Source organism: Sporosarcina gallistercoris, assembly GCF_014836415.1.
Classification (GTDB): Bacteria; Bacillota; Bacilli; order Bacillales_A; family Planococcaceae; genus Sporosarcina; species Sporosarcina gallistercoris.
The window spans coordinates 100,811-126,187 of the sequence record NZ_JACSQY010000002.1 but is presented as its reverse complement, the minus strand read 5'-3'; the positions used below and the strand labels follow the sequence as shown (position 1 = coordinate 126,187).

The following is a 25,377-nucleotide window of genomic DNA, read 5'->3' as shown; positions in this document are numbered from 1 at the left end:
ATTCACGCACGAGTGGTATGATGGATAAAAGCAGTTGAAACGCGTTTTCTAAGAACTAATAAATATAAAATATGTAGGTGACCTAATATGAGAAAAGGTTCAGAGAGATTATCAAAAGAACTGCATATACATACTGTGGATAATATAATTTATCAGGTGAGCGCGGGGTTTCTGGAGGTAACGGGATATAATGAGTCTGATTTAGTAGGGAAATCTCTTCTTGAATTAGGGGTCTTATTGAAATCCGAACATCAGATGTCGTTCCAGGTTATTGAAAATAGACAGTATGGTTACATTTTTAATAGCGATCATTTGCCACTGGAAGTTAAAGTAAGCGTTGATAGTTTAGGTAATGAAGACTATAAAGTATATCACTTTGAAGAACAGAAGGATTCAGCGCTGGAATACACGTTAAATAACTTTGGCGGTAACAAGACGAATGGAAATGGAGCTACAGCAGTTTATAGCTATCCGGATTGTATTCTACTTAGTCATGATGAAAACTATATCACCACGTTGTGCTTGATGAATATCGCCTCTGACAATCCGATAGGCCGATGTCCATCATTTCCAACAAGCATTTTAGATGTACTTAAAAGAGGGACATCTTGTCATGAATTCGAGGTGGAATCACGTGGCTCTGACGGAGCGGCTACTTATTGGGACATCAATGTAAAAATGATTGCGGGTGAGGGGACAAGGCAGTATGCAGTCACTTCTTTTTATAACGTCACGGAGAAGACTCGAGAAAGAAAACTTCTCACAAAGCAAAAAAACGAAATGGAATTCATATTGGACAATATGTCAGATGCCGTAAATATTCTCGATAAAGACGGAGAGTATACGTATATAAATAAAGTGGGCAAGCAATTTCCAGTTCGATATATTCCGCAAAATATACCGGATATAGAGTCAGTTAACAGTGAACGCCTATATCATGCTTTTAGAATGAATGATACAAATGGAGAGAAATCATCATTTGAAGATATTCCTGAACAAAGGGTGTTAAGAGGAGAAAAACTAACTAAACATATGGTCGTTGGAGCAAGGGAACTGACGACTGCTTACTATGAATGTGCGGGGACACCTATCTACGATGAGGAAGGGAATATAGATGGTGGCATTCTGATCTATAAAAATAGTGAACCAAGTTATAAAATTGAAGAATATACAGCGTTGCAAGAAAGTGTAGAAAAGATCTCTATGTACTATGCATCATTTTCTCACAAAGACCACAAAATAAATTATCTCAATCAGTTTTCATTTAAAGCTTTTAAAGAAGAATGGCCAGAGATAAAAACAGAGTCGGATATCATCGGGAAAAATTTTTTTAATTACTATAGAACCGAAGATTTAGAGGAATTGGTTCAAAATATTAATATATCCATTGAAAATAAGTCAGCCTATCTGCATAAATTAGAGTTTACTAAAGATGGGATCACCTATCATACAAAAACAATTTTCCAACCTATTATCAACCAGCATAATGAGGTGGAGAAAATCATTGCTTTAGGAATAGATATATCTGATGAAGAACTAGCGAAGAAGAGCATGGAGAAACTGTTGAAAGACCAAGAAGAATTATTCATTAACACCTCCCATGAACTAAAGACGCCATTAACAGTAATATCAAGTGGCGCTCAATTATTGGATTTATATTTGGAACATGATTCTTTAGAAGAATATAGAGAAGATATTCTGAATGTCAATAAAATGACCATAAGAAACTGTTACAGACTGAATCGGCTCATCAATAACATATTGGACATTTCTAAAATAGACTCCGGGCTATATGAATTATACTTAACTAATTACAATATTGTAGCGATTGTAGATGATATTGTGGAATCCGTTTCACAATACACGAAGTCGAAAGGCATCAATATTATATTTGACCCGGATTTTGAAGAACTGATTATGGCGGTCGATGTTTCTAAATTTGATAGGATTTTACTTAACTTGATATCGAATGCAATTAAATTCTCTATTCCGGGTGAAGCTATATTGATTAGGCTTGTGAAAAAAGACGATCATACCGTAAGTGTTTCTGTAAAAGATGAAGGCATAGGTATAGATCAGAAAAATACAGATGTGATCTTTAAGAAATTTACACAACTGAATCGGAATTTCAATCGTATAGCTGAAGGAACTGGACTGGGATTACCCATAGCTAAATCTTTGGCCGAGCTGCATGGGGGCAGTATAAGCGTAGAGAGCATTTTAGATGAAGGGAGTACGTTCACTATAGAACTTCCTATTAAAAAAATGGATAGTGGAAGTAGCAATCGTGTCAATAATAGTAACTTGGATAGAATTGAGTTAATAAAATATGAGTTTTCGGATATCTATTTTTAAGAGAAGCCGTGATTTGCAGTCAGAGCTCTGATTGTAACGAAGTAACTAAAAGCGGACTTAAGTGGGAAACAACTATGAATGCTTAAACATCCATGGGAGTTTCCCAATCAGGTACTTTTTTAAAATCCTGGCAAGTGCAGCTACTATAAACAAAACGCACAGTCGCAGATACAAATCTGTTAAGGCGCAAACTGGGAGATATCACATCTGATAACTTGAAAAGGATGAAGGACAAGCAGCTGTACAGTTGAAACCATCCAGTTCAGGTCATCGTTTACGATTCATCATCCCACATGGTAAATGGACGCGCGAGGAAGGATTTAAAGTTCCTATAACGGGAAAGTATATACGTTACCTGCCAGAGTGGATCTTAAAGTCTGCTTTATATATGGAACGTACTAGTTGCAATTTCATCAGATACCTGTTATTCTTAAGGAGTATTATCTTTGTTCTTTTTCAGATTGAGAAAATATTTTGTTTTTCGTCTAAGGTATTTGAGCAAGTATAGTAACATATTGTGTGGATATCCACACTAGGAGGCAATAATTATGGAACAAGGTACAGTTAAGTGGTTTAATGCAGAAAAAGGTTTTGGATTCATCGAGCGTGAAGCAGGGGAAGACGTATTCGTACATTTCTCAGCAATCCAAAGCGAAGGTTTCAAATCTTTAGACGAAGGTCAAAGTGTAACATTTGAAATTGAGCAAGGACAACGTGGCCTACAAGCTACTAACGTTCAAAAAGCTTAATAACAGCTAAAAAAGCCCCTACATGTAGGGTTTTTTTTGTATGCAAAAATGTATTTATGTCATGAGTAATCTAAGTCACTTTAATCGATCATCTGCGCTCGTTCATTAACCTTGCCAAACAGCTAGAGTGCGGAACAAAGCTGATAGCGAACACAACCTATTTTTCCAGTACATAGGTTATGAATTCACAAAAAATAATCCGTTCCGAACAGTCTGGGCTGTTCGGAACGGATTATTTGTATTCATGGTAGATCGTTCATCCGCGGAATGGCCACCAGACGCCTCGACCGAACGATACGGTGATCGCAGGAATCAGAAGCGGCAATATGATGAGACCATACAGCAAGAGGCCAGTAATGACGATAGTTGCGATTTGCACGAGACTCAAAACCCCGGACGGCATCATGGCGCCGAATGTGCCCGCTAGAATGACAGCAGCGGTGATAATGACCGTGCCCATCTTGGCCATGGAAATCTTCAATGCATCAGCAATCGTGCTTCCTTTGATGCTCTCTTCACGGAAGCGGTCGAGCAGGAAGATCGAATAATCGACGCCAAGTGCGATGAGCATGATGAATCCGAAGAATGGAACTGCCCAGCTGATGCCATCGTAACCGAGAATATTCACGAAAACCAATTCCGTAAAGGAAATCGCTGTGTAATACGTAAGCAGCAACGAACCGATCATATACAGTGGCATGATTGCAGAGCGGAATAGAATCGTCAATACGACGAACAATCCAACGAGCATAATGACTACGGTACGGGTAAAGTCTTTCGATGAAATATCATCCAGATCGGAGTTCATGCTGGAAATACCAGCAAACGCAACTTCCGTATCTTCAAATGGAGTACCGATGACAGAAGTCCTTACGCTGTCCTTGATTGCATGCAATGTTGCAATCGATTCGCGGGCATAGGGATCCTCTTTCAAGATGACTTCCATGAGAATCCCGGTTTCGTCGCCGAATGTATAACGATCGATGACTGGTTGGAACTCCTCTTCGCCGAGTGTACCGGCTGGAATGTAAATTCCTGTATCACGGATACTAGGCGTTTCACTCATATCTTTTAGCATATCCGTCACTTCTGTCAGCCCTTTGCTGATCTCCGTGAGTCCTTCTTTTGAAGCAGTTACACCTTTTGCAAGTTGGTCAAGCCCGCCACTGAGTGCACCGATTTGGGAACCGGATCCTTCGAGTTGACCCGCAGCTCCATTCAAACTCGCAGATACTTTACCGAGTTCAGCAGTCAGGGCGTTCAATCCTCCTGCAGCTTGAGCAGCTGGCATGCCTTGAGACAGTCCACCTGCAATTTGTCCGAGTTGGTCATTGATTTGTCCGATGCCTTGCGCTGCCTGGCGTAATCCCGCACCACCTGACGATGCTTCTGAACCAGACGGCAACTGGCTTGCAGCATCGTTCAGTCCGCCCTCTACTTGACCGAGTCCGTCTTGGACGCTTTTAATGCCATCATTCGCTTCTTTCAATCCGTCGGAGACCAATCCCAACTGCTTATCGACATTCAACTCGTCAATTTGCTCACCTGTTGGCCGGGTGATTGTACGTACGGATTTCACGCCATCCACTTTTTCTAAGTTTCGGCTGATTGTTTCTAAGTAAGGGACATCTTTTTCATCGACAATCGAATTATCGGATTTCAAGATGACCTGGACGGGAAGGGAATCTCCTTTACCAAATCCTTCAGAGATCAGATTCAACCCTTTTACGGATTCTTTCGACTGATCGATTTCATCCACTGTGTTAAAGGAAAGTTCGTTATCGTATGTCAGCAATAAGGGCACTGTGATGACTGCAACAATTGCCATCGAGAGCAATGGACGTGCAACAGATAGCTTGCTGAAACGGATCCACAATTTACTATCGTTATGGGTCGTCGCCTGTTTTGCTGGCCAGAACAATTTGTCTTTCAGCAGCATCATGAACAATGGAACGACTGTGAACAGTACGAGAATCAATACCGCAATACCGACTGCAACCGCAACCGCCGATTTAAAAATCGGGAAGTCTGCAAATCCGATCGCTGCAAATCCGATGAATACGGCAAGTGAACTGATGATCAACGTCCGGCCTGCAGTTTTATATGTGTTCACAATGGCTTCCTGGATTTCGTGTCCTTCGATCAATTCCTCTTTGTAACGGCTCAAGAGCAGGATACAGTAGTCGGTTCCGAGTCCGAACAGAATCGCGACGAGGAAAATCTGCGTATAGTTGGACACTGGAAATCCGAACCAATCGACGAAGAACGCAACGAGGGATTGGCTGAGTAAGTACGTAATCCCGACAGCGATCAATGGAACGATTGGTGTCACAATCGAACGGAACACGATAAGCAGCAAAGCGAAGATGAGGACAACGGTAATGACTTCCGTCTTCTTCAATCCTTCTTGCGCACTTTCGTTTACGTCATTGTTAATGATCGCTTCGCCTGTTAGATAGACAGTTGTGTCTTTCGGCAGAATCTCCGAGCGGATTTTGTCACTCAGATCGATAATTGCTTCCTCTGAACCATCTACGGTGATCGGAACGAGTACCGTCTGTTTATCTTCAGAAACGAGCTGGTCCTCAATCTCTTCGCTTTCAAATGGGTCCATGACATCCGTCACGGGTTTCCCCAGGTCTTCAATCTCTTTCGCTGTGGCCTGGACCGCTTTTTTGTCTTCCTCAGAAACGGCTTTTTCAAAGTCATAGACGAGCGATAGCGTATCTTCTGAAGCGCCTGCTTTTTCCAGGATGTCCGCTGCTTTCTGGGAATCAGCATCGTCCGCTAACTGGAACGAACCGGCTTCTTCTGCTTGTTTTGCTAGGTCTGGTGCGACAAACAGTAAACCGATTGCAAGACCGAGCAGGACGATGAAAATCGGCCATCTGAATTTCAATATCGTTTTCATTGGTCTAACTCCCTCATTTGTAATATATCTTTTAGTTTCCGGAACGTGCCAACGAACTGGGTCAACTCCTCTTCTGAAATCTTATCGTCAAAGAGATTTGCAATCGTTTCGTTAATCGCCGTATTGGAAGCAGCAAGAATGTCTTGGCCAGCTTCTGTCAGACGGACCACTTTTGTACGCTGGTCGTGTTGCGCACGTTCTGAAAGAATCAGTCCTTTTTCTTCGAGCTTCTTTAAGCGTGCGGTAATTGCACTTTTATGGACACCTTGGAGCACAGCCAATTTACCATTGGATAATGAATCATAAGCCGATAATAGCTTTAACGTTTGAATCTGCTCTGGGGAATACTCTTTCCAAATCGGTGATTGTACCGATTTCAGGAAATGTTCCGTACCATAAATGATAACTTCCTCGAACAATTCTATCGCTTCTAGTAATGTTTCTTTCATAATCAGTTCACCCCCTAAACCAATTACTAGTTTAGGGCATGAACTATTAGCCGTCAACTAGAAAGTATCCGACGAAACATGACACCCAATTCCGACCAGCTCATGTGCTAAACTAAGAGAAAAGGAGTGATAAACTTGGACGGTAAAAACAGAAGTGATATTCATCCAGGACTAAAAGTGGCAGTTATCTTGAAAAAAGATCAGCGGAGCGGTGTGAAGACTGAAGGAGTCGTCAAAGACTTACTCACAAATTCGGCCCATCATCCTCATGGCATCAAAGTACGCCTTGAAGATGGACAAGTCGGCAGAGTATGCGACATTTTAGCGGACTAATTAAACCTAACCACTGGGAATAGGGGGGAGATGATGACATTCAAACAAACTCTAGGTATCCAATATCCGATTGTTCAAGCACCCATGGCAGGTGTCACGACACCTGATTTCGTTGCGGCAGGTACAGAAACCGGTATATTAGGTTCAATCGGAGCAGGTTATTTAACCGCAACTGAAACACGAACTATAATTCAACAAGTGAAAGCATTGACAAATGGCCCTTTTTCCGTGAATCTTTTTGTGCCGGACAATACGCCGTTTGACCAGGAGCAACTGCGATTAGCCTATGAAGCGCTGCAACCGATCGGGGAACAGCTTGGCATGCCGTTTTGGAAAGCACCTCTGTCTGAACCGGATTTTCACGGACAGATCGATGTAGTTATAGAAGAAAAGCCAGCAGCCTGTTCATTCACGTTTGGAATTCCGGATGTGGAATCTATTGAACGGCTTCACGATGCGGGAATACTTTTGATAGGGACCGCAACTACTCTGGACGAAGCAATGGCGGTGCAGCAAGCAGGTCTCGATATGGTTGTCATCCAAGGAGCAGAAGCCGGTGGGCATCGGGGCTCATTTCATCCTGATGGACCGCTAATTCCACTAAACAATTTACTAGCCGAAGTTCGGGATGTCATTCAACTACCTATTATCGCAGCTGGCGGTGTTGCCACGAATGCTCGAATGACCGAACTGATGAACAATGGGGCTTCTGCTGTCCAGATCGGAACAGCTCTTTTAGCAACAGAGGAGAGTGGGGCCTCCATCGCCTATAAGCAAGCCGTTTTGAGTGCGTCTTTAGACGACACCGTGATTACAGAGGTTTTTTCCGGAAGACCGGCACGCGGCATCCGTAATCGATTCATTGACCAGATGAACCGGTCCCCGATTGCGCCCTATCCCTATCAAAACGATTTGACGAAACGAATAAGAAAAGAAGCGGCTATGCAAAATAATGCCGATTTTCTTTCGTTATGGGCAGGGACAGGTGTTCAGAATACGCAAGCAGGCACTGTGGAAAGTATTGTGTCCAGATTATTGAATAAGGAGTAAGCAAGGGGAGGTGTCTTCGTACATTCTCCTCTTTTGAAATGACGGAAAATACAGTATACTTGAACGGACGGAGGATTGAGAGGGAGGTGGGCAAGTTGGACTTACTTATTATTATGCTGGAACGCGTCGGAACGATTGTCGCAGTGGCATTCATCCTGACACGTTTTCGATTCTTTAAGCAACTCGTGCACCACGATACTCTCGATCGCCGGCAAACTGTGAGTGCGATAGTGTTTTTCGGGTTCTTCGGCATTATCGGGACGTATTTAGGTGTCGCTTTTAATACCGAAACGTTCCATTTCAATAGCGTGACGATGAATCTTGCGGGAGACGAAGCGATTGCCAATTCCCGTGTTATCGGAATTGTTGTCGCGGGTTTACTGGGAGGCTATCGTTTTGGTATCGGTGCTGGACTCATCGCTGGAATCCATCGAATGACGTTAGGAGGGTTCACTGCGTTTTCTTGTGGGCTTTCAACTATTTTATCAGGAATTCTAGCAAGCTATTTCTATAAAAAGGGCAACACGGTCAAACCGCTCACAGCTTTTGGAATCGGAGCGCTTGCGGAGTCCATTCAAATGGGTCTGATTCTCGTGCTCTCGAAGCCGTTCACTGAAGCCTGGGCACTCGTTCAAGCGATCGGCCTACCGATGATTATTGCAAATGGTCTGGGAACTGCTATTTTTCTTCTGATTGTCTACAACGTGATGAGTGAGCAGGATAGGGCAACGGCTCTTCAAGCGCAAAAAACGCTGCGCATCGCGAACCAAACACTCGCACACTTAAGAAAAGGAATGACACCTGAAACGTGCAGCGAAGTATGTCGGATCCTCTTCAATGAGCTCTCCCCGAGTGCTGTTGCCATGACGAATCGGAACGAAATTCTCGCTCACGTCGGTGTAGCGAGTGATCACCATCGATCCTACAGTCCGATTCAAACGCATATAACAAAAGAAGTGCTCCAACATGGAAATCGTGTAGTCGCTAACGACCAAGCCATTCATTGCATTAACACGGATTGTCCACTCGGTGCTGCCGTCATTGCGCCGTTAAAACAGAGGGACAAAGTGGTCGGAACCCTTAAACTGTATTATCCTTCCGAAAAAGCGATTACGGATGTCACGATAGAATTGATCGATGGATTGAGCTCATTGCTCAGCGATCAGCTGGAAATCGCAGCTGCCGACCAAGCGCACGAACTGGCGAAGGATGCGGAGATCAAAGCATTGCAAGCTCAGATCAGTCCTCATTTCTTCTTCAATTCGTTAAACGTCATTATTTCTCTAATACGAACGGATCCCGATCAGGCACGTCAACTGTTAACTTCTTTATCAAAATTTCTGCGTCAAAATGTTGAAGGAACCACTGCTGCACGAGTTACGCTTGAGCAAGAATTGGCACACGTGCGTGCGTACCTTCAAATTGAAGAAGCCCGTTTTGTCGACAAACTTACGATTGACTTTGATGTCGACCCATCTGTGCTCTCCCAGCTGATACCGCCCCTCACACTCCAGCCGATTGTTGAAAATGCGGTGAAACATGGAATCGCTGATATGGCGCGAGGGAGTATCGTGAAAGTGAGGATTGCTGCACGGGATGGTGAAACGGAAATTACCGTTCAAGATAATGGCAAGGGGATAACTTCAGATCGTTTGAAAACGTTGGGGGAACACCCTGTTGAGTCGGAATCGGGAACCGGGATGGGATTATTTAATGTGCATCGCCGGTTGATGATGACGTTTGGTGACCAAGCAGGTCTTCAATTCACAACAGCAAGCGGAGAAGGAACCATCGTACGTTTTGCAATTCCAGGAGAAGAGGTGATTCGTCATGCCATCTAGCATTCGAGCGCTCGTTGTAGACGATGAACGCTATGCGCGTGAAGAACTCATATTTCTACTCAGCCGTCATCCGCGTGTGGAGATTGTGGGAGAAGCGGATTCAGGGGACACCGCCATCATGCAGGCGATTCGATTGCAGCCTGAAGTGGTATTTCTGGACGTTGAAATGCCGAAGATGAACGGCATCGAAGTTGCTGCTGTTCTGAAAGAATTGAAGAATCCGCCTCAAATTGTATTTGCGACTGCGTATCCTCAATTTGCAGCTGATGCATTCCGTGTGAATGCAATTGACTATTTATTGAAACCTTACGAAGAGGACCAACTTGCTCAGACGCTGAACCGGATCAAAGTCCAGGATGCATTGGAGACTACTCCTGAATCTAGCCATCCACTAGGTAAGTTGGCCATTGAACGGGAAGGGGAAATTGTCTATCTTCCTATCAGCAGTATTTTGTACATTTGTCGGGAGGGCAGTTTGACCCGAATCGTAACGAAGACGGGAGAGCATGAAGTGAAACTGACGTTAAAAGAATTGGAAACGCGTCTCTCCCCCTTTTCATTCTATCGGATTCATAAAAGCTACCTGGTCAATTTGCTACATGTCACCCGTTTGTCACCTTGGTTCAACGGAGCCTATCAGCTCGAAATCGATGGGTACCCGGAAAAATTGTCTGTGAGCCGTAACTATGTGAAGGGGTTACGGGCAAAGCTTGAACACTAACACAACACGTCAATATCCCTAACGTGCATCTTACTCTTGAAAACCGACATGTTAGCACAAAACCCATCCTTTGTTAGAATAATTCATCTAAACTGATAACAGAACATAAATAGATAAAGGGGTTGGAAGTGGATGTACACATTTCTATTTGGGGTAGTGTTGCTCGTGGTCGGCTATTTCACGTATGGGAAATTCGTGGAACGCGTTTTCGGAGTGAAGGAAGAACGTCAGACACCTGCTTATGCAAACGCTGACGGTATTGACTATGTACCGATGAACACAAAAAAGAATTCATTGATCCAACTGCTGAATATTGCGGGGGTAGGTCCAATCTTCGGACCAATCATGGGAGCACTATACGGACCGGTTGCATTTCTTTGGATTGTACTCGGAGCAATTTTTGCAGGTGCCGTTCACGACTATCTAACAGGAATGATTTCCATCCGGAACCGCGGCGCACATTTACCGGAACTTGCGGGTAAATTCCTCGGTAAATTCATGAAACATCTTGTAAACGCTTTCGCAATTCTTTTACTACTGCTTGTCGGAACCGTATTCGTCTCTGCACCTGCAGGTCTGCTGTATAATTTGATGAACGGCTGGATGGCGATGGGATTGATCATTACAGCAATTTTCATCTATTACATTTTAGCGACACTACTTCCGATTGATAAAATCATCGGGCGTTTCTACCCGATCTTCGGTTTGTTACTCATTATCAGTGCACTGGGCGTTGGAGGCGGAATGCTCGTTAAAGGCGCGCCAATCCCTGAATTGTCGTTTGCGAACTTGCACCCTGATAATATTCCGATTTTCCCTCTGCTATTCTTGACGATTTCTTGCGGGGCATTATCCGGTTTCCATGCGACACAAACACCGATTATTTCTCGTACGACACAAAGTGAAAAACAAGGTCGTAAAATCTTCTACGGCATGATGATTGCTGAAGGGATCATCGCAATGATCTGGGCAGCTGCAGGCATGGCGTTGTTCAATGGTCCAGTCGGATTGAACGAATTGCTTGCTGCAGGCGGACCTGCAATGATCGTTAGTGAAGCATCTGTCTTAATGCTTGGGGCTGTTGGTGGAACACTAGCGATCCTTGGTGTTATCATCTTGCCGATCACTTCAGGGGACACGGCGTTCCGTAGTGCTCGGATGATCATTGCTGACTACTTCAAACTACCGCAAGTGAAAATCATGAGCCGTCTCTGGATTGCTCTTCCGTTGTTTGCAATTTCAATTGCATTGACGTTCGTTGACTTCAATATCCTATGGAGATACTTCTCGTGGGCGAACCAGTCGACTGCAGTCATTGCGCTCTTTGTAGCGGCGATGTATTTATTCATCGCGAAGAAGAATTACTGGATTGCGCTCGTACCGGGTACATTCATGCTGATGGCAACAACTACGTACATCTTGAATGCACAAATCGGATTCAGATTGCCGATGGATGTCGCATTGATCGGCGCCAGTGTGATTTCGATTTTCCTAGTAGCGCTGTTCTTCTTTGCAGCTGTCAAAGCTCGGAGAGAGAATATACCTCTGGAAGTCACAGCCCCGGATTGGGACGATGCATTAGCAGGAGCAGCGACAGCCGCAACGACACCACAAGAGTAATAGACGCGACCTTCGGAAAACACACCGAAGGTCTTTTTTTACTCTATACGGAGCTTTGTGTTCCCTTGTATACTAGTCACATACAGGGGGGATGCTGGATGCGTAAATACATGGGTGAAATCGGCCTGCTTGTAACGGCCATTATTTGGGGAACAGGATTTCCTGTAAGTGCAATCTCGTTGGACTATTTCAGTCCTTACCAGATCTTAGCGGGACGATTTGTCATTGGGGCTGTTTTGCTTGGAGTTGTGTTTTATAAAAAACTATTGAAACTTTCTACAGCTGTTCTTTTGAAGGGTGGCTTATTAGGTGTGTTTTTATATGGTGCATTCGCTTTTCAAACGGTAGGTCTGCAATATACGACTCCATCGAATAATGCGTTTTTAACGGCGGTGAATGTTCTGATCGTCCCGTTCATAGCATTTGTACTTTACCGAAGAAGAGTGAGTCCGTTTGAAATCGCAGGGGCAATTCTTGCGATGACGGGGATTGCCTTGTTATCGCTGAATGGATCATTGACAGTCAATCCTGGAGATGTATTATCACTTTTGTGTGCAGTATTTTTTGCATTCCATATTTTCTACACTGGACAGTTCGTCCGTAAAGAAGACGCGATTTCATTGACGCTTGTACAGATGACAGTAGCTGCGGTCATCGCCTGGATCGTAATCGGAGTGAAAGGGGAGGCGTCCCTTCCTATCACGACTACCTCCGCAACTTCATTACTCTATTTAGGTGTGTTTTCCACAACGCTTGCATTTTTACTGCAGACCGTTGCGCAAAAGCACGTCTCCGAAACAAAAGCGGCAATACTGCTATCCATGGAGTCGTTATGGGGAATGATCTTCTCCATTATCATGCTCCGCGAAATCGTCACAGGACAAATGATCATCGGAGCTGCCCTTATTTTACTCGCCATTCTGCTCGCAGAAACCAAACCTTCTTTTTTAATGAAACGAAAAATCCGCAAATCCATTTTGTGAATATATATAAGCAAGGAATCGCAATTCCAAGCCAAACGTGCGATAATAAAGAAAATGTGTGAACGGACATAAATATCCGTAGAAAAGGATGAAAACATGAAAACAATTGATGTACTCGTAAACGATAAAAGTGGAATCGCTTTAAAGAAAGGCTATCCACTCATTTTAAAAGACGCTGTCATGAACCCTGAAGTCTTAAAAGAAGAAGGAGACTTACTTCGTCTGATCGACCGGAACCGCCGATTCATTGCAAAAGGCTATTATGGAAACCAAAACAAAGGAATCGGCTGGGTGTTGACGAGAAAAGAAGAAGAAGCCATCGACTTCAACTTCTTCGAATCCCGCATCAGTGCAGCAATTGAACGTCGAAGCAACTTTAAGTTGAACACACAAACGACTGCATACCGTCTATTCAACGGAGAAGGCGACGGTATTGGCGGCCTCTCCATCGATTACTTCGATGGGTATTACATGGTAAGCTGGTATAGTGAAGGAATCTACTCCATGAAGCATCACGTTTATGGCGTTCTTGATAAGATCGTCAACGCAAAAGCGATTTATGAGAAAAAACGCTTCGATACAAAAGGTCAGTATATCGATCAAGACGATTACGTATCTGGTACTCCTGGTGATTTTCCGATCATCGTCAAAGAAAACGGCATGAACTTCGCGGTCGATTTGAATGACGGCGCAATGACAGGCATATTCCTCGATCAGCGGGATGTCCGGGCAGCGCTGCGGGACAAATACTCAGAAGGCAATCATGTGCTCAATACGTTTTCGTACACAGGTGCATTTTCCGTCGCTGCGTTAAGCGGTGGAGCTGTGAAGACAACAAGCGTAGACTTAGCGAAGCGCAGTTTAGCGAAAACGATTGAACAATTCAGTGTCAACGGGATCGACTATGAAGCGCAAGATATTAAAGTGATGGATGTCTTCGATTACTTCCGTTATGCGAAGCGCCATGAACTGAAGTTCGATGTGGTTGTGTTAGATCCACCAAGCTTTGCGCGTTCTAAAAAGTATACATTCAGCTCAGCGAAAGACTACACTGCATTGCTGCAGGATGCGATAGCGATCACTGAGAAAAAAGGATTCATCGTCGCATCTACAAACAACGCCAGCTTCAGTATGAAAAAGTTCAAGACGTTCATTGATGAAGCGTTCAAAACAACAGGCACGAAGTACAAGATTCTGGAAGAATCCTCTTTGCCGAAAGACTTCCGCACAAACCGGGATTATCCGGAATTCAACTACTTGAAAGTCTGCATCATCCAGAAATTGAAATAAGTGAAAAGCCGCCTACTGCGTTTAGCGCATGGCGGTTTTTTTGTCACAAAACCGTTAAAGACATGACCGAATTTATGAAGTATTCTTGAAGTAACAGAACGATTCGGGAGGTGGATTCGATGAAAAGAATTGCCGGGATACTCATCATAGGCGTGTGGCTGCTGTCTGGCTGTTCTTATACATTTGCACATGAAGACGGCTATCGGATGGCGGTCATTAACGAAGGGTTTCCTGTACCGAATAATGCGTACGAACTAAAACCGGAAGACTGTACGACGGAAATTGCAAAGTCTGCCAAGTACAAAATGAACAACATCGGGGACGAAGAAGGAACGCCTCCCCCTGAATATTTGGTGGAAATCGAAAAATGGGGATGGACGGAAATCGTGGAAGCACGAGTCGGCAACGTCCATTACTTTAAAAAGAACGGTAAAATCATGTCACTGATTATCCAGCGCGATATTTTTGACGTATTTGAAATGAGCGATGAAGTGAAGCTTTGAAAAAACAGCCATAAAGACACATAATTTACAGGTTTTCAGCCATCCTTCTTATAAGGAGGTTTGAAAACGACATGAAACGTCTCATTAGAGGAATGCTTTTTGCAATCATGCTGATTGTGTTGAGTGGTTGTGGCGGAATGAATGAAAAAGTTTCGGTGAATGCAGAGGTAACGAAGACAGTTGAAGCAAGCTTAATCAATACCGAGGGCAAACCCATTGGAGAAGCCCATTTCACAGAAGTGGATGGAATTCTCACGATTAGCTTGAGAGCTAAGAATCTGAAGCCGGGCATACACGGCATTCATCTTCATGAAAAGGCTGTTTGTACTCCACCAGATTTCAAATCGGCAGGCGGTCACTTTAACCCGACGGATAAAAAACATGGCTTTGACAATCCGAAAGGGTATCATCTTGGAGACTTGCCGAATTTGAACGTGGGGGAAGATGGGAAAGTGGCGGTTAAAGTGACGATGCATAATCTGACGCTGGAGCCTGGAAAATCCAACTCACTGATAGATGAGGATGGCAGTGCGCTTGTCATTCATGCAGATGCAGATGATTATAAAACAGATCCTGCGGGGAATTCTGGGGATCGGATTGCGTGTGCAGAACTTAAGACGAAGTGAAAAAACAGCCGACAGTGCGTGTTCCACTGTCAGGCTGTTTTTCATCTGAGTAAAAACTCTTCAGTATAATACGGCTGCATCTCTTGGTTGAAGTCGACGCCGATACCAAGGCTGCTATAATCCTTTAGAAGAATATTTTCGCGGTGGCCTTTCGAATTCATCAATCCTTCGTGTGCGAAGATGCTGCTGGACTGTCCATATGCTAGGTTTTCGCCCGCGCGTTTGAATCCTATTCCATCTTCCTTAATACGGTCGAATGGGGAGAGTCCTTGTAAGTTATCATGGCTAAAATAGTCATTGACAGCCATATCCGAACTATGTTTCCGTGCAGTTCCGGAAACTTGGCTATCCCAAGAAAGGATCGAGCGGCCATGACGTACCCTTGCTGCATTCGTCAGATCGAATAATTGGCGTTCAAAACCATTACGGAGCGCTTCGCTACGCTCAGCGTAGAGCGACTTTTTGTTGTTTTCGAGTGCGACCGATACGAGTTCCACGGCAGTCACTGTCGTTTCTTGATGAATGTCATAAAATACATAGGCATAGACATCTCCGAGTTTAAAAAGGTCCATTCCTTCATCCTGTTGAAGGACAAACACGTTCAATCCTTTACGCATCTTAGTCAGCGGTTGACCGAGGGCCTTTCGGACATCCGTTTTTGAGGCTCCATACGAAACGCCGACTGTAGATGAGATGAGGTCGTCATTCGTATAAATGGCACCGACGCGGTTGGATTCATCAAGTGAGACCATGACGAAGTTTTGATAATCCGTGTGATACGTTCGCCATTCGGCTCCGTACTCATTGAGGGATCGACTCTTTGGTTCACCGAGTGCAGCAGTGACTTGTTCAGCAGAGGAACCAATTTCAAGGTTATTGATGGAAATCGGGGTGGCCGTGGGCTTTGCAAGCGCAGGTTTTTCAACCGACTGTTTCGCATCTTTCAATCCTTCTGTTTTGTCTGAGATGATCCCGGCAAGATCTTGTGTAGCCGTCCGTAATGTATCGATGGTCGAATCAATCGTTTCTTTGTTGACAACGTCTTCAAGTTTTTCATCTATAGAATCCAAGAAGGATAAATCCACATACTTAGAGACCGGTTCTTCCCAGTAAGGCTTTGAGAGAAAGAGGGCAACAAGAAGCAGCATGAACAGGAATAAACGTTTCAAATAATTCGCCTCCTTTTCTTAGTATACCTTGCTGAAGTCGATTGAATACAGCGTGAACCCTTTATTTTATCGAGGTGATAGTTTCCAGGAGAGTAGTTTGAAGGTATACTTTGAGAAAGAAGCGGGTTTTGTACGGGTTGGCCTAAGATGGATACATATTGAGGAGTGGATGTCATGTTTGGTGGTCTGAGTACAATCCCGGATTGGTTCTATATTGTCGCATTTACCGTTGTCATCGTGATTGTCTTATTTACTGAATGGAAAACAAGATAGGAGTGAGTGGATGAAGAAGGTAGTATTTCAGAAACCTAAGTTGTCAGCTCATAGAGAAAAGCTGCGTGCTGAGCAAATTCCGGCAGATCCGGAAACCCTTCGGTGTGTTGACATGGAGAGCGGAGATTTACGTTTCACGAGTGGAATGCAGCTCTCAACGGACGATGCAGTGTTTACAGATTGTACATTTGCAGAAATGGATTTATCCGGTGCCTCATTTGTCGATACTGTATTTGAACGGTGCGATTTCTCGAATGTAAAGGGTGGACATGCAGACCTATTGCGTTGTGAATTCCGGAATTGCAAATTGACGGGTGCGAACTTCGATCATTCGGGAGTCAAACATGTACGATTTGAGGAGTGTGACGCCCGCTACAGCAGTTTCAGCTTCAGTAAGTTGCAGGCGGTTCAGCTCATGGATTCCCAGTTTTCAGAGTCGGACTTTTATGAGTGTATTCTTAAAGATATGAAGCTTACCCGTAGCCAATTGGAGAATGCGAATTTCAGAGAGACCGATCTTGCAGGAGTGAATCTGGCAGATTGTACATTCGAGCGATTGGAAGTGACACCTTCAAAAATTGCTGCGTGCACCGTTTCAAAGGAACAAGCAATCGGTTTCGCACGGATGTTCGGGTTATTGATCCACGAAGAATCATGATATACTGAAACGAACCAAACGAGGAGTGTGTAGGACCTATGCTAACATTTGAAGAAAAACAAGCGATCATTGAATCTTACCCGGAATTGTCACGAAAAGACGTTTCCATGAAGCGGATCAATTATCATTATGCAGAAAGTAAATTTGATAAGACCGTTGTCGTACAACATCTACATCCAAATGGCAATGCGTTCGTTTACGTTGCGGACGTACCTGGATATGAGCCTGACAGCCGTGGCCTCGTAAATGTTCGTGATGCTTCTGAAGCGGAATTACGGAAGACGATCGAAGACGCTATCGCAGGATTAGCTGAAGAGGGAACAGAAGCAGAGCCGGTTGAAGAAATTTGGCTAGATGGGCACAATTCCCGGCTTGAGCTGAAAGAAGAGATCGGTGCTTGGAATATCTATCACGGGTTGAATTTGGAAGACAGCTTCGGAGATTACCAAGAAGCTGTGGCTTATTTGAGAGAAGAAGGATTTAAGAAAGTGGAGGACGGAGGGATCGTCCGATGAAAGGCAAAGCAATTGCGATTGCAGTGGTTGTGCTGACAATTGTTGCAGTAGCAGCCATCTACTTTTTAGTCATGGCAACTTTCAAACACGACCAGCGCGATGTGGACTCATCGATGGGCGCACCAGCTTCGATACAGTGGATGGAACAGTCCAGCATAAACTGATGGAAAAAGACGCACACTCCGCCGTGGAGTGTGCGTCTTTTTGCCGTCATTCAGCTTTTCTTACGGAATGGCAACCACCAATTCCAGTCTCCGAACAGTTTCATAAGACTGGGAACGAGTAGCAAACGGATGATAGTGGCGTCAATTGCGACTGCAATCGCGATGCCGACACCAATTTGCTTCACAGGCATGACATCTGTGAAAGCAAATGCACCGGTCAGTACGATCATGATGAGCGCAGCGGACGTGATGACTTTACTTGTCGAAGCCAGTCCCTCAACCGTCGATTTATCATTATCTCCAGTTTCCAAATATGATTCCTGCATGCGAGAGATTAGGAAGACCTCATAATCCATGCTTAGTCCGAACACGAGACTGAATACGATGACCGGGATAATCAGTGCAATCGTTCCGGGATGGAGTCCGAAATGACCATATTGGAAAATATAGACGAGCAGTCCGAATGATGCGGACAGCCCGATGATGTTCATCAGAATCGCTTTAAACGGGATGAGAAGCGAACGGAACGCAACCATTAAGATGATGAACGTCGAAACGATAATAATGAGTAATGCATAGATGATATTGTCTGTAATCTCATCGAATATTTCTTGGTTGAATTTTGCTTCTCCGCCGACCTGTAAGTTCCACGGAGTCTCTTTCTCAGACCAGTTCCGTGCCCATTCCTGCGCTTCACTCGACGCACCGTCCGCTTCCAGCGTAACTGAAATCATAAGAAGGTCTTTTGAGATGAAGGATTCGAGCAAAGGTTGTAATGAAGCAGATTGCTCGGGAACTTGCAGGGCTTGACCGAAAGTCTCAGGTTGGTCAATACCGCTTTCCGAGAAAATGGTTGTCACTTTCCCGGTAAGTGGATCTTTTTCAAGAGCCTCCTGAACGTCTTGCAGTGCATTCAAACCGTCTTCATCTACCCAGCCACCTGAGCGTTCTGCAATTACAAATGCAGTCGATTCATCGCGCATTCCGAATGCATCTTCCATATTCTCGTATGCAGAACGTGTGTCGTAGGAAAGTGGCAGCGAGTCAATCTGTGGAATCGTTAACGTCATGTTACGTACGGGAATCAATGCAATTCCAAGTAATAGGAGTGCGCCAATTGTAATGAGAACTGGGCGTTTGATAACCTGTTCTGCAAAGGTACGCCAACGGTCTGTTCCTGTTTTGACCCGGAGGATCTTTCCTTTGTCAATCCGTTCTTTCAAAACAAGCAGCACAGCTGGCAAGAGCGTGATGGATGCAAGTACAGCCATCGAAACGACAATCATGCCACCCAGTGCGATGTTTTGGAAGATATCCACGCGGATGAGCAGCATTGCGCCAAGTCCGATAAATACGCAGAACGCTGAGAAAATAATCGATCGACCGGCAGTTTCAATTGTTGTTCGGACGGCTTCAGGAATCGATTGACGTTTCCGTTCTTCCCGATAACGACTGATGAACAATAGCGCAAAATCGATACTGAGTGCGAGTCCGAGCATGGGAATGATATTGAGCACGAAGATGGACAAATCCATTGTTTCGCCGAACAATGCAAGAATCCCGAAAGACGTTACAATCGTTGCCACCCCGATGAGAATAGGTACTATGGAAGCAACAATAGTGCCAAATGCAAACAGGAGCACAATAAGTGCAATGGGCAGCCCGATCGCTTCTGCGACCATTAAATCCTTTTGACTTGCTGCATTAATGTCCTTAGTGATCGGTGATTGTCCGGTAAGTGTGATGCCGTCATCCGTTCCTACCGCATCACGAATTTCAGTGACGAGTCCTGATTTATCGCTTTCACTGTCGTCAAACTGAAGCATTGCATAGGAAATATCCTCTTTGTACTGGGCTGTTTCATCCAGTGGAGAAATGATTCCTGCTGTTATGTTCAATTTTTTGATAGCGGTTAGGGCGTCTGATATCTCAGCATCCGTTTTCCCTTCGAAGACGAGAAACATCGTCTCATCAGGCTGATGGAAGTCTTGCGTTAACATATTGGAGACTTCTTCTTGCTCACCATCCATACGGAACCCGTCACCCTCTAAAAGTCCGGGCAGCCGGATTGCAAACACGGCGAGGCCGATAAGTAAGATCAGCCAAAACGTAATGAGCCATTTATATCGCGTAATAACGAATCCGGAAAATGCTTTCATGTCGAGTCCTTCTTTCGTATGTAAGTTTCGTTATGTTCATCATATCGGGTAGTCCTTTAGAATGGAACTGTTTAGTCTAACGAATCCATGAGGTGGATGGAGAGTTAGTTTTTTCAGCTAGACGGAGCGAAAGATAGATGATCTTTGTCCAAAAAAGGCATAAAAAAACCGTTCCCTATGAGGAAACGGTTTTGAAAGGTTGAAGTCAATTAGTTCTTTTCGACGTTTGTAGCTTGAAGACCGCGTTGGCCTTGCTCGATTTCGAAAGTTACATCCTGGCCTTCTTCAAGAGTCTTGAAGCCTTCGCCTTGGATTGCTGAGAAGTGTACGAATACGTCGTCGCCATCTTCACGTTCGATGAAACCATAACCTTTTTCTGCGTTAAACCATTTTACTTTACCATGTTCCATGTTTGTTTCCTCCTCGTATGCGGATTTCGCATACACTGTGTTACTATCCTTGCTCAAGTCTTGAAAGGGTTAAGTGAACTTAACCATCGCGCCGAACAAAAATAATTCCTCTTAATCATAACAGACACCAGTTGGCAAAGCAACCCATATGTTCTAACTAGAACAACAAGTTAAGCAATTGATACAATATCGCTGCCACTAGTGCCGATATTGGCATCGTGATTACCCAAGTGATGACAATCTTCTTGGCAGTGCCCCATTTGACCCCTTTAACGCGTTGTGCCGATCCGACTCCCATAATGGAAGAAGAGATGACATGAGTCGTAGAAACAGGCAAATGAAGAAGAGTGGCACCAAAGATGATCGCAGCTGAGTTCAAATCGGCAGCAGCCCCGTGGATCGGACGGATTTTCATGATCTTGCCACCAACAGTTTTAATGATTTTGTATCCACCGATTGAAGTCCCGATACCCATCGCAGTAGCAGCCGCGATCCGAACCCACAGTTGAATGTCATCGCCCGTTTGGAGATTAGCGGCAATAAGAGCCATCGTAATGATCCCCATCGCTTTTTGAGCATCGTTTGTACCATGTGTAAACGACTGGATCGCAGCCGTTAAAATTTGCAAATACCGGATCCGTCGGTTGGCTTTAAACAAATTCCTGTTTTTCAGCACCGCACGGAGGATGGTCATGACAACAAATCCACCGACAATCGCAATAACGGGTGAAATTAACAGAGCCTGCATGATTTTAAGGAACCCACTGTAATTCAAAATACCGACTCCGGCAGCTGAGATGGCTGCGCCTGCTATCGAACCGATCAAAGCATGTGAAGAACTTGATGGAATTCCGAAATACCAAGTCAACAAGTTCCAAATGATCGCTGAAAGGAGGGCGGCTAAAATGACTAGGGATCCGTTTTCCAATGTGAAAGGATCTACGATATCTTTGGAGATTGTCTTTGCGACACCGGTAAACGTTAGAGCACCTGCAAAGTTCATCGTCGCTGCAAGCAAAATTGCAGCTCTAGGCTTGAGTGCACGTGTTGAAACAGAAGTGGCAATCGCATTTGCTGTGTCATGAAATCCATTGATGAAGTCAAAGGCGAGCGCAAAAACCACAATCATAATCGTGAGAAGCAATACTGTATCCATCAGTTTGCCCCCTTAAGCGTTACGCATGATGATCGTCTCAATCGTGTTGGCGACATCCTGGCAGTAATCTGCAATATCTTCTAGCAATTCGTATATATCTTTAAATTGGATGATCCGGATTGGATCGGTTTCACGGATGAACAACTGCTTGATGGAAGTCCGGAGCACTTCATCACAAATCCGTTCATATTCCTTGATGGTAACCGCGTGATCTCGCATTTCCACGAGTTTCCTGCGTTCTAACAACTTCATCGCTTTGACGATTTCGTCAGAACTTTTCACGATGTTATCCATGAATGTCTGAACGTACTCATCGATATCGATTAACGAAAACATTTCCAAGTTGGCAGCGAAGTGTTCGATGCCATCCAAGATGTCATCCATCTTGATAGCGAGCTGTAAAATGTCCTCTCGCTCGATCGGTGTCATGAATGATGTGTTCAGTTTTGTGATGAGTTCGTGAATCAGGTCGTCGCCTTCTGTCTCGTATTTCTTTAGACGGATGCTGACTTCTTTCAAGTCTGCAACGGACGTCACTTTATAATCATTTGCATAGTGCATCGCTTCTTGCACGTGTTCTGCAATCGTTAGCAAAGCAGCAAAAAAGGGATCTGTTTTTCTTGGACTGAACATGACTGACCTCCATCCGATTAACGGAAAGTGTATTGTTTAATAACTTATCTATCATAGCAAATTCGAAGCTGTAAGACGAACATAATCTGCGTTTTTTCGACAAAAAAGTTATCACTCCTTAAATCGTTTACAAAATAGCCAGAAAATAACCATTTTAAAATTACAGTAACAAAATATTCATGCAAATGAATCCTTTTTAAAACTCTTACGTATAGAATAGACATAAGGGGGTGTTTGAAATGGAACTGTTCGGCATGACGATTCAGGAACTGTATTTGCCGATAATAATTGTTGCGGGAATTGCAACACTGCTCTACTTATTCTTCAGTGATTTAACGGATGGTGCCGGTGATTTGTTTCCTTTGTTAGATCCAGCGGTCATTCTGCCATTCATCACATTAACAGCAACGTGGGGATATGTACTGGAACTGGCTACGGGACTCGGAAGTGGACTTATACTAGGCATCTCGCTTGCTGCCGGCGTAATACTCGACTTTTTACTATACTTCTTCATTTTGTTGCCACTTAAGTCGGCAGAAGTCTCTATCGCGTACACTGATGAATCGCTTGCAGGGAAAGTTGCAAAAGTCATCGTTCCGATTCCTGCTGATGGATTCGGTGAAATTGTCATCGAAACAGTCAATGGCGTATTGGCGAAACGAGCATCGGGGTACGAGAATCATCCGATTGACTATGGGAAAGAAGTGCTCATTATCGAAGTGGATTCAGGGACGTTCATCGTCAAAGAATATGAACCTTTCCGTTTCAAATAATCTTACTAGTTTAAGGGGGAACCAACATGCCAATCGAATTATCTGGAATGTGGATTGCCATTGCAATCGCCGTATTTGTTGTGTTAGCTGTCATTCTCGTGTACGTAACAAAGTACCGAACAGTCGGTCCGGACGAAGCATTGATTGTTACTGGTAGTTATATCGGAACAAAAAATGTCCATACCGACGACTCAGGGAACAGAGTGAAAATCATCCGCGGAGGCGGAACGTTCGTCCTGCCGGTGTTCCAACAAGCAGCTCCACTCAGTTTGCTGTCCAGCAAGCTTGAAGTGACAACTCCTGAAGTGTATACAGAACAAGGTGTGCCAGTCATGGCGGACGGTACGGCAATCATCAAGATTGGCGGATCGATTTCAGAAATTGCGACAGCTGCGGAGCAATTCCTAGGGAAATCGAAAGAAGACCGGGAGAACGAAGCGAAAGAAGTATTGGAAGGTCATCTCCGTTCCATCTTAGGATCAATGACAGTAGAAGAAATCTATAAGAACCGGGACAAATTCTCACAAGAAGTCCAACGTGTGGCGTCACAAGACTTAGCAAAAATGGGCTTAGTGATCGTATCGTTCACGATCAAGGATGTCCGGGATAAAAACGGTTACCTCGATTCACTCGGGAAGCCGCGTATTGCTCAGGTTAAACGTGATGCCGATATTGCAACAGCAATTTCAGAGAAAGAAACACGTATCAAGAATGCAGAGGCTTCTAAGGAAGCGCAAAAAGCTGAAATCGAACGTGCCACTGAAATTGCAGAAGCAGAAAAAGAGAATCAATTGAAAGTCGCAGAATATCGTTTGGAGCAAGATGCCGCTCGAGCACGTGCTGACCAAGCGTATGAATTACAAACTGCCCGTTCCAAGCAGGAAGTCATGGAACAAGAAATGCAAATCCGGATCATCGAGCGTCAGAAACAAATTGAATTGGAAGAAAAAGAGATTCAACGCCGCGAACGTCAATACGACTCGGAAGTTAAGAAAAAAGCGGATGCGGACCGTTACGCAATTGAACAGAATGCCGCAGCCGAGAAATCCCGTCAACTTGCTGAAGCGGATGCTGAGAAATACCGCATCGAAGCACGCGCAGCTGCCGATGCTGAAAAAGTGCGTCTCGATGGTACAGCTCGTGCCGATTCCCAGCGCGCTCAAGGTGAATCCGAAGCGGAAATCATCCGCTTGAAAGGTCTTGCAGAAGCAGAAGCGAAGCGCAAAATCGCAGATGCATTCGAACACTATGGTCAGGCGGCTATGCTCGATATGATCGTCGGAATGCTACCGGAATATGCGAAACAAGTTGCAAGCCCGCTTGCTAACATCGATAAGATTACAGTGGTCGATACAGGCAGCGGTGAAGGCGGCGGTGCCAATAAAGTCACCGGTTACGCAACCGATCTCATGGCTACGATGCAGGAATCATTAGGGGCGACAACGGGTCTTAACATTAAAGAAATGCTGGAAAGCTATGCAGGTAAAGGGACATTGCGCCCAAGCCTCGATAACCTGGCAGAAGAACTCAAAAAACCTCGTTCCCCATTAGCTGCGTCAACGGAAGAAGCAGCCGCAAAAGAAGATTCAGATAAATAAATGACAAAAGCTGTTCTCCTCCGAGTTTTACGGAGAGAACAGCTTTTTTGTTGGACTCAATGGGGAAGGATGCTCATAAGCCTGGAAACCGCTCATAAAAGTAGAAAGGTGCTCATAAACGTGGGAAACGCTCATAAACTCAGAAAAGTGCTCATAAACGTGGGAAACCGCTCATAAAAGCAGAAAAGTGCTCATAAACGTGGGGAACCGCTCATAAAAGCGGAAAGGTGCTCATAAACGTGGTGAAACGCTCATAAAAGTAGAAAAGTGCTCATAAACGTAGGGAACCGCTCATAAAAGCAGAAAAGCGCTCATAAATGTGGGGAACCGCTCATAAAAGTAGAAAAGTGCTCATAAATATGGGGAACCGCTCATAAAAGCAGAAAAGTGCTCATAAACGTGGTGAAACGCTCATAAAAGTAGAAAAGTGCTCATAAA

General features: G+C 44.4%; 23 protein-coding genes. 16 read left to right on the top strand and 7 right to left on the bottom strand.

Going from position 1 to position 25,377, the window contains the following annotated elements; translation table 11 throughout:
- Window positions 1-87: 87 nt before the first annotated feature.
- The gene (locus tag H9659_RS03860) at window positions 88-2,355 is read left to right on the top strand and encodes a PAS domain-containing sensor histidine kinase (protein WP_191688637.1); all 2,268 of its coding nucleotides are present in this window, start codon (window positions 88-90) and stop codon (window positions 2,353-2,355) included.
- Window positions 2,356-2,903: 548 nt separating this feature from the next.
- Window positions 2,904-3,104, top strand: a complete 201-nt coding sequence (locus tag H9659_RS03855) for a cold-shock protein (protein ID WP_025783429.1) — start codon at window positions 2,904-2,906, stop codon at window positions 3,102-3,104.
- A 256-nt stretch (window positions 3,105-3,360) separates the two neighbouring features.
- On the opposite strand, the gene H9659_RS03850 is transcribed toward H9659_RS03855, so the two are convergent.
- Both H9659_RS03850 and H9659_RS03845 read right to left on the bottom strand, forming a co-directional pair.
- The gene (locus H9659_RS03850) at window positions 3,361-6,015 is read right to left on the bottom strand and encodes an MMPL family transporter (protein ID WP_191688636.1); all 2,655 of its coding nucleotides are present in this window, start codon (window positions 6,013-6,015) and stop codon (window positions 3,361-3,363) included.
- Window positions 6,012-6,464, bottom strand: a complete 453-nt coding sequence (locus tag H9659_RS03845) for a MarR family winged helix-turn-helix transcriptional regulator (protein WP_191688635.1) — start codon at window positions 6,462-6,464, stop codon at window positions 6,012-6,014. The genes H9659_RS03850 and H9659_RS03845 overlap by 4 nt, the downstream gene beginning before the upstream one ends.
- Window positions 6,465-6,599: 135 nt before the next feature.
- Here H9659_RS03845 and H9659_RS03840 point away from each other — a divergent pair, with 135 nt between their 5' ends.
- The 9 genes from H9659_RS03840 (at window position 6,600) to H9659_RS03800 (ending at window position 15,431) form a co-directional block, all read left to right on the top strand.
- Complete coding sequence (locus tag H9659_RS03840) at window positions 6,600-6,797, top strand: YwbE family protein (RefSeq protein ID WP_191688634.1); 198 nt, start codon at window positions 6,600-6,602, stop codon at window positions 6,795-6,797.
- Window positions 6,798-6,830: 33 nt separating this feature from the next.
- Window positions 6,831-7,847, top strand: coding sequence for an NAD(P)H-dependent flavin oxidoreductase (locus H9659_RS03835; RefSeq protein WP_191688633.1), 1,017 nt, complete (start codon window positions 6,831-6,833; stop codon window positions 7,845-7,847).
- Between the two features lie 113 nt (window positions 7,848-7,960).
- Window positions 7,961-9,688 (top strand): sensor histidine kinase, encoded by a 1,728-nt coding sequence (locus H9659_RS03830; RefSeq protein WP_225217656.1) that lies wholly within the window; start codon window positions 7,961-7,963, stop codon window positions 9,686-9,688.
- Window positions 9,678-10,409: a LytR/AlgR family response regulator transcription factor gene (locus H9659_RS03825; protein ID WP_191688631.1), complete on the top strand. Its 732-nt coding sequence runs from the start codon at window positions 9,678-9,680 to the stop codon at window positions 10,407-10,409. The genes H9659_RS03830 and H9659_RS03825 overlap by 11 nt, the downstream gene beginning before the upstream one ends.
- 132 nt (window positions 10,410-10,541) lie before the next feature.
- Window positions 10,542-12,029 (top strand): carbon starvation CstA family protein, encoded by a 1,488-nt coding sequence (locus H9659_RS03820; RefSeq protein WP_191688630.1) that lies wholly within the window; start codon window positions 10,542-10,544, stop codon window positions 12,027-12,029.
- Between the two features lie 98 nt (window positions 12,030-12,127).
- A complete protein-coding gene (locus H9659_RS03815) occupies window positions 12,128-13,012 on the top strand; it encodes a DMT family transporter (RefSeq protein ID WP_191688629.1) in 885 nt (294 codons plus the stop codon).
- A 96-nt stretch (window positions 13,013-13,108) separates the two neighbouring features.
- Window positions 13,109-14,302, top strand: a complete 1,194-nt coding sequence (locus H9659_RS03810; protein WP_191688628.1) for a class I SAM-dependent rRNA methyltransferase — start codon at window positions 13,109-13,111, stop codon at window positions 14,300-14,302.
- A 119-nt stretch (window positions 14,303-14,421) separates the two neighbouring features.
- A complete protein-coding gene (locus tag H9659_RS03805) occupies window positions 14,422-14,805 on the top strand; it encodes a hypothetical protein (protein WP_191688627.1) in 384 nt (127 codons plus the stop codon).
- Between the two features lie 71 nt (window positions 14,806-14,876).
- The gene (locus tag H9659_RS03800; RefSeq protein ID WP_191688626.1) at window positions 14,877-15,431 is read left to right on the top strand and encodes a superoxide dismutase family protein; all 555 of its coding nucleotides are present in this window, start codon (window positions 14,877-14,879) and stop codon (window positions 15,429-15,431) included.
- Between the two features lie 41 nt (window positions 15,432-15,472).
- Here H9659_RS03800 and H9659_RS03795 read toward each other — a convergent pair whose 3' ends face one another.
- Window positions 15,473-16,600 carry a CAP domain-containing protein gene (locus tag H9659_RS03795; protein ID WP_225217640.1) on the bottom strand — a complete coding sequence of 376 codons (1,128 nt, stop codon included), beginning with the start codon at window positions 16,598-16,600 and terminating at the stop codon, window positions 15,473-15,475.
- 283 nt (window positions 16,601-16,883) lie between these two features.
- Between H9659_RS03795 and H9659_RS03790 the strand changes: the two genes are divergently transcribed.
- The 3 genes from H9659_RS03790 to H9659_RS03780 are packed head-to-tail and all read left to right on the top strand — an operon-like array spanning window position 16,884 to window position 18,210.
- Window positions 16,884-17,531, top strand: a complete 648-nt coding sequence (locus H9659_RS03790) for a pentapeptide repeat-containing protein (RefSeq protein WP_191688625.1) — start codon at window positions 16,884-16,886, stop codon at window positions 17,529-17,531.
- Window positions 17,532-17,569: 38 nt separating this feature from the next.
- The gene (locus H9659_RS03785; RefSeq protein WP_191688624.1) at window positions 17,570-18,046 is read left to right on the top strand and encodes a hypothetical protein; all 477 of its coding nucleotides are present in this window, start codon (window positions 17,570-17,572) and stop codon (window positions 18,044-18,046) included.
- Window positions 18,043-18,210 carry a hypothetical protein gene (locus H9659_RS03780; protein ID WP_191688623.1) on the top strand — a complete coding sequence of 56 codons (168 nt, stop codon included), beginning with the start codon at window positions 18,043-18,045 and terminating at the stop codon, window positions 18,208-18,210. Before H9659_RS03785 ends, H9659_RS03780 begins: the two co-directional genes overlap by 4 nt.
- Before the next feature lie 50 nt (window positions 18,211-18,260).
- Here H9659_RS03780 and H9659_RS03775 read toward each other — a convergent pair whose 3' ends face one another.
- The 4 genes from H9659_RS03775 to H9659_RS03760 all read right to left on the bottom strand — a co-directional run bounded on the left by H9659_RS03775 (window position 18,261) and on the right by H9659_RS03760 (window position 22,568).
- Entirely contained in the window at window positions 18,261-20,369 is a 2,109-nt protein-coding gene (locus tag H9659_RS03775; RefSeq protein ID WP_191688622.1) for an MMPL family transporter, read from the bottom strand.
- Window positions 20,370-20,578: 209 nt separating this feature from the next.
- On the bottom strand, window positions 20,579-20,779 hold the full coding sequence (locus tag H9659_RS03770; protein ID WP_025783780.1) for a cold-shock protein: 201 nt from the start codon (window positions 20,777-20,779) through the stop codon (window positions 20,579-20,581).
- 157 nt (window positions 20,780-20,936) lie between these two features.
- Window positions 20,937-21,935 (bottom strand): inorganic phosphate transporter, encoded by a 999-nt coding sequence (locus H9659_RS03765; protein ID WP_191688621.1) that lies wholly within the window; start codon window positions 21,933-21,935, stop codon window positions 20,937-20,939.
- Window positions 21,936-21,947: 12 nt separating this feature from the next.
- Entirely contained in the window at window positions 21,948-22,568 is a 621-nt protein-coding gene (locus H9659_RS03760; RefSeq protein WP_191688620.1) for a DUF47 domain-containing protein, read from the bottom strand.
- Between the two features lie 239 nt (window positions 22,569-22,807).
- On the opposite strand from H9659_RS03760, the gene H9659_RS03755 reads away from it, so the two are divergent.
- Together H9659_RS03755 and H9659_RS03750 are read left to right on the top strand one after the other, a co-directional pair.
- Entirely contained in the window at window positions 22,808-23,341 is a 534-nt protein-coding gene (locus H9659_RS03755; protein WP_225217639.1) for a hypothetical protein, read from the top strand.
- Between the two features lie 47 nt (window positions 23,342-23,388).
- On the top strand, window positions 23,389-24,939 hold the full coding sequence (locus tag H9659_RS03750; protein ID WP_191688882.1) for a flotillin family protein: 1,551 nt from the start codon (window positions 23,389-23,391) through the stop codon (window positions 24,937-24,939).
- Window positions 24,940-25,377: the final 438 nt, after the last annotated feature.